The sequence below is a fragment of the Limnochordia bacterium genome (assembly GCA_023230925.1).
GTDB lineage: Bacteria > Bacillota > Limnochordia > DUMW01 > DUMW01 > JALNWK01.
On the sequence record JALNWK010000090.1, the window covers coordinates 1 to 5,409 of the forward strand.

The following is a 5,409-nucleotide window of genomic DNA, read 5'->3' on the forward strand; positions in this document are numbered from 1 at the left end:
CAAGGAAGAGACTATCGCCATACGAACTTAAAGAAATCTACTCACTTTTTGTGATCCTGAAAGGCCATGCAAACTAGCAATACTATCAGCCTTGGCAAATCAGCTTGCCTGATCTAGGTTGAATGAATCTTCTACGGTGGCTATATCCTTGATCCGTCTTACACCGGCGGCACTTGCCATGATCACAACATCTTCGATCTCCGACACAGAGTTGTATAGTCCTTCGATGCGGACAAGGTACTCTCGACTACCCTGTTGCACTTGACCTCCTGTCAGATTGAGATTTGCGGCAGCTAACGCTTGCACCACTCGATCAAGCCCAATGTTATATGCTTGCATCTTCCCTGGGTCGAGACGGACGTGAATCTCTCTTTCTCTTCCGCCAACCACTTCGACAGAGGCGACGCCATCAATTCTCTCCAAGCGATTCTTAATCTGGGTCTCGGCAATATGACGAAGTTCATGACTGGGTAGATCGCCAAACAACCCGATTTCCACGATAGGAAAGGCATTGGGGTTAAACCTAAATACCCGGGGAGTCTTTGCATCCTCGGGGAGGTATGGTTTGATGATATCGATTTTCTCCCTGACTTCTAGAAGGGCAAAATCCATGTCGGTTCCCCAGTCGAACTGGATAATCACCAAGGACTGATCCCGTTCGGAGCGGGAAATTACTGACTCAATACTGCCCACTGTACTCAGTACTTCCTCAATGGGTCGGGTTACTAAGTTCTCTATTTCTTGGGGCCCGGCTCCGGTGTAATCGGTGATGACCGTAGCCACGGGAATCTCCAGATCCGGTAGTAACTCCATGTAAAGATGGTTGAACGACACAAATCCTAAAAGGAGTACGATCAGGACCAACATAACGATAGTGACCGGTCTTTTGACAGCGAGTTGTGGTAAACTCAAGGTTATTCCTCCCCGAAGTGTTCCGTTACCAGTACGGCCTTACCCTCGGTAAGGACTCCCTCGCTTCTGGTAATAATGATTTCGTCTTCAACAAGCCCGGAGCAGACCTGTATTCTCCTATTCCTTTCTAAACCGATCTGGATCCGGCGCTTCTGGCATGCTCCCTGATGTATTGTCCATACATAGTGGCCGTGGTCGTCTTCAAATAGAGCTTTGCTTGGTATGGTCAATTCCTCAGACTGATCACAGATGATGTGGACCTTGGCATACATACCGGGTCTTAATTGATTCGCTTCGTTAGGGAGCACAGCTGTCACAGAAAAAAGCCTTGTTTGCGGGTCAGCCACCGGTGAGATTGATTCGATTCTGCCATGGAAAACCTCTCCGGGAATGGAATCTACAGTAACCTCCACTGGCATATCCAGGGTTACTTTCACCATGTCGCCTTCAACAAGACCTACTTGGACCTTGACCTGGTCAATATCCACAATTACACACGCCATGGATGTGTTTGATGCCATGGCACCCACTTCCACTGCCCGGTGAGCAACTACCCCACCGATGGGGGCGCAGACCTGGGTATCGGCCAGATTTAGGCGAACCAACTCAAGGGCCGCCTCGGCTTGAGCGAGTTGAGCTTTAGCTGCTTGGATATCCTCTTCCTTGGCGCCTTCATCGATCATGGCTAATTGCTGCTTTGCGGCAATCATCTGGGACTTCGCCCCTTCGTACTGGGTTTTGATGCGATCCAGCTCTTGGTTTGAAATGACTTTCTCCGCGTGGAGTATTTGCGATCGTTGGTAAGCCAGCTCCGCAGTCTCAAAGGCGACCGTCGCTTGATCAAGCATGGCTTGGGCTTGGGTTCGTTCCTCAGGTCTTGCGCCCTTAAGGACCTTGGCGAATGTTGCTTCGGCCAAAGCAACGGCAGCCTCTGCCTGTTTCAATTGAACCTGTAGTTCATCGGCGGATACAGAAAAGAGGAAGTCTCCCTTCTGAACCCGATCCCCTACGGCAAAGTCAACTTGCTGTACTTTCCCAGGGATTTTGGGAATGACAGCTACCTGACGATTGGGCTCGACAATTGCATGATAGGTAATGCTTTCCCGCCACAGTTCCGCCTTGGCTGGGACTGCCGTCACCAGCATCCCTTTTTGTTCTGTTTCCAGGCTTGCGGGGACCTGACCTTGGAGGCGATTGATTTCTCCCCTCAAAAGTCCAATATAGGCGCCACTGGAAATAACAAGCACAAATAGAAGTACCAGGCAGGCAATAAGAAGTAGTCTTTTTTTCATAGTCACTTGACGCATCAATTCCTTGCTTCTAAAGCACGAAAGTCCTTGCGTCTTCACCTCCTAGATGAGCAAGATGTAACAGGTGAGTTCAGCACTATCAGAGTAATGAAGAATGAGATTTACAAAGAAAAGTCGCATGGTCGTTAAGGATGCAAAGGAACGCACATGAATGGACTGGCTGACTGGTCAGTCAGTGCTTCAATACAAGTATACCAACGCCTGTCACATCTGTCAATTAGTGATCGTATAGTTTTCATTTACCATGGTATGCATGGGACTTAAGGTATATGCAAGTCCCGAAAATCTTCAGCAGGTGTTTTCATTGGCTAAGAAGGCAACCCACTGTGCGGGGATCAAAAAAGGCCCCGTGTTTGTGCGGGGCCTTTTGAGTATCAAAACAATTTAAGCGGTTTTTGTTTGGCGAAGTCTGTAGAACACATAGGTGATAACACTAATGACTAGACTGATACCAAGGATAATGAATGGAGCCTTGATCGTCCACTGAATGACATTCAGTACACCCTTTGTTACACCGGTAGGTATTTCACCGGGCTGGATAATTGCTGGAGCCACAAGGTCAAAGTTGCGTCTCCATGCACTGCGCACGGAGAGGTTCCGTACAAATACAAGTAAACTGGTAACGCCAAGGATAAACGTACTGAATAGAATACTTTCCGCAAAGGTCATCTCGGACTTCTTAGCCTGCATTCCCCGTAGAATCTCCAGCAAAAGAACAACTAGTCCCAAGGCTGTATGTGCGACCCCTGATACGGATATTAACATGAGCTTGTCAAGGAACGCTGCCTCACTGATATGGGTTTTAAGAATGGTCCAAGGACTTTCGTTAAGAAGTTTATCATAGCTTCCCACGATATGGATTACAGACATCTTCGCAGTTAAAATGTGTGCTAATCCCAAGGCTAGTATGATTGCAGATAGGAGCATAACCCATGCTCTGCGAGCCGGCTTCTTCTTTGTAAACAGGTTAATGATCTGTTCAAGCAGAAGAATGACGCCCACAACGGCCAAAACATAAAGCAAGGCGAAGTGAATATGATTAAAGATTCTAATTTGTATAGTAGACGGAAGGGGTAATGCCAGAAATCCTACGATTACTAGTAGTACTAACCCCATAATCCCTGCGCGTATTACATCCGAGTTTCCCATTTAAATAGCCTCCCTAATTATCACGTGGTACTTAAGCATCAACCTTTTACGTGACCATTCCTAAGTGCAGTCTGTCCAAGGACATGTTCTCGTGTATTTGGACACATAGTAGAAAATTCGCCATGACCGGTGGGATTTCCTCCTAATTTACTTGCGACAGTAACATCCAATTAGAAAATCGGGGTGATTAACCGTCAATGACTCCCCGGGGTATTCTAAAACTAGCTGGGGTTGTGGTGGACTCTGCTTAGTGCATACATTCTCGAACAACCTCTGCTATTTCCCTGCATATAGCGGTCTGCAGCACCTCTGCCCCTTCGCGCTGCATTCACCTTTTGTAATGCCCTCTTGTTCTTGACAAGAAAAGTTGCTAGATACCTGTTGAACCAAACCCCCCATCCTTTCGGTCGGTATCACTTAATTTAGTTGTGGTCTTCACCCTAACACGGTGGATTGGGGTGATGACAAGTTGTGCAATTTTAGTGCCACATGCCACGGGAAATGGCTCCTTACCGTGATTAATTAAAAGGACCTTAAGCTCTCCCCGATATCCTTGATCGATGGTGCCCGGGCTGTTTAGGACGGTGATCTGATGCTTCAGTGCCAAACCACTCCTTGGTCTGATCTGCCCCTCAGTGTCTGGCGGCAGTTGGATACTGATGCCGGTACCTACCAATGCCACATCTCCTGGTTGGATCACGGTGTCTGTAACAGAGAAAAGATCCAAACCAGCGTCCCCTTCGTGGGCATATTCAGGTAGCCTCGCCTTAGGCGAAATGAGCTTGACATTTAGAGTGAGATTCATTGGATGTTTACCAGTCCTTTTTAGATGATTAGCTAGCTGTCTTGCTCTGCTTGCTTACGATTTACCTTACCTTGGACAAAGTTGGTCAATAGCAAAGCGATGATAATACCAAGACTATCAATTCCAACGTCAAGTAAGCTGCCGGTTCTTCCGGCCTGAGAGAACTGAAGAAACTCATCCAGTCCTGCTACTAACAGACTTAAGACAAAGGCAGCTAAGAAAGGCCTTCGCTTTAATGGTCTTGTGCCCGCACTCGCGAAAAAACAACAAAGTGCCAATCCTCCATAGGCTAGAAGATGAATTAATTTCCGAACAAGGGTTACAGTAAAGTACTTTTGCTCCAGTGTCAGCCACGGGAAATGGTTACCCAGTACTGATACCATAAAGGATGCTGTAAACTGTGGTTCCCTCGATGCAATAACGACCATGAGGATATAGCCAAAGAAACCAAACCACCCGAGAATCGTGCGGGCTCTTATCATATCTGTGTGACCTTTCTAGGACCAGCTGTCCCATTCCACCAGCATATCTAGGGGTTTGCGTTTTTTCGGTCTGTGCTCCTGAATCTTTGGGTAACCTAAGGGCAGCAACGCCACCACTTTATATTCCCTTGGTATGTTCAGCAGTTGTTTTGCCTGGTCTTGATCGAAATGCCCAATCCAGCAAGTACCCAGTCCACAAGCAGCAGCTGCCAAGGTAATGTGGTCTACTGCAATAGCGACATCAACAGCATAGGGAGGTACTTGACAGGACATCATACGTTCAGGCTCAAGGGCCACCGCAACGATTACAACCGGCGCTTCCCCGACAAATCCTTGGCCACCGGCGACTTGAACTAGTCTTTTCCGTTTTTCCGCATCTTGTACCACGATCATTTTCCAGGGCTGTTTGTTGTTGGCTGAAGGTGCCAATCGGGCTGCCTCCAAAACCATACTAAGTTTTGCTTTTTCAACAGGTTGTGAGGAAAAGGCTCGGACGCTTCTTCGCTTAGTTGCCAAACTCAGGAAATCCATAGTTAACCCCCTCCTGATACATACGGACTATGGTGGGTCCGCAACTAGATATACTATACCATAGGAGTGGGAATTGATTCAATTACAGGGCGGAATTGGAGTGAGTCAACGATTAGCGGGTAGAGGCTCCATCTCCAAGTCGGCTCGGTTCCTTACGTGCTAGAAAGTGGTACCTTCATTGAGTCTGTTGAACAGGTTCGACAATCCACCAGACGAAGTC

The 5,409-nt window shown here is 47.6% G+C and carries 6 protein-coding genes; all 6 read right to left on the minus strand.

What is annotated here, in order from left to right:
• Positions 1-99: 99 nt before the first annotated feature.
• Positions 100-912: an efflux RND transporter permease subunit gene (locus M0Q40_12320; GenBank protein MCK9223374.1), complete on the minus strand. Its 813-nt coding sequence runs from the start codon at positions 910-912 to the stop codon at positions 100-102.
• 2 nt (positions 913-914) lie between these two features.
• Complete coding sequence (locus M0Q40_12325; GenBank protein ID MCK9223375.1) at positions 915-2,219, minus strand: efflux RND transporter periplasmic adaptor subunit; 1,305 nt, start codon at positions 2,217-2,219, stop codon at positions 915-917.
• A 387-nt stretch (positions 2,220-2,606) separates the two neighbouring features.
• Positions 2,607-3,371 carry a hypothetical protein gene (locus M0Q40_12330; GenBank protein MCK9223376.1) on the minus strand — a complete coding sequence of 255 codons (765 nt, stop codon included), beginning with the start codon at positions 3,369-3,371 and terminating at the stop codon, positions 2,607-2,609.
• Positions 3,372-3,741: 370 nt separating this feature from the next.
• Positions 3,742-4,176, minus strand: a complete 435-nt coding sequence (gene dut, locus M0Q40_12335) for a dUTP diphosphatase (GenBank protein MCK9223377.1) — start codon at positions 4,174-4,176, stop codon at positions 3,742-3,744.
• Positions 4,177-4,208: 32 nt separating this feature from the next.
• A complete protein-coding gene (locus tag M0Q40_12340; GenBank protein ID MCK9223378.1) occupies positions 4,209-4,658 on the minus strand; it encodes a VanZ family protein in 450 nt (149 codons plus the stop codon).
• Between the two features lie 15 nt (positions 4,659-4,673).
• On the minus strand, positions 4,674-5,189 hold the full coding sequence (locus M0Q40_12345; GenBank protein ID MCK9223379.1) for a nitroreductase family protein: 516 nt from the start codon (positions 5,187-5,189) through the stop codon (positions 4,674-4,676).
• Positions 5,190-5,409 lie beyond the last annotated feature (220 nt).

What these genes read in the sequence shown, in the direction of transcription:
- M0Q40_12325 (MCK9223375.1), bottom strand. Translation starts at nt 2,219, where the DNA reads ATGCGTCAAGTGACTATGAAAAAAAGACTACTTCTTATTGCCTGCCTG.
- M0Q40_12330 (MCK9223376.1), bottom strand. Translation starts at nt 3,371, where the DNA reads ATGGGAAACTCGGATGTAATACGCGCAGGGATTATGGGGTTAGTACTA.
- dut (MCK9223377.1), bottom strand. Translation starts at nt 4,176, where the DNA reads ATGAATCTCACTCTAAATGTCAAGCTCATTTCGCCTAAGGCGAGGCTA.
- M0Q40_12340 (MCK9223378.1), bottom strand. Translation starts at nt 4,658, where the DNA reads ATGATAAGAGCCCGCACGATTCTCGGGTGGTTTGGTTTCTTTGGCTAT.
- M0Q40_12345 (MCK9223379.1), bottom strand. Translation starts at nt 5,189, where the DNA reads ATGGATTTCCTGAGTTTGGCAACTAAGCGAAGAAGCGTCCGAGCCTTT.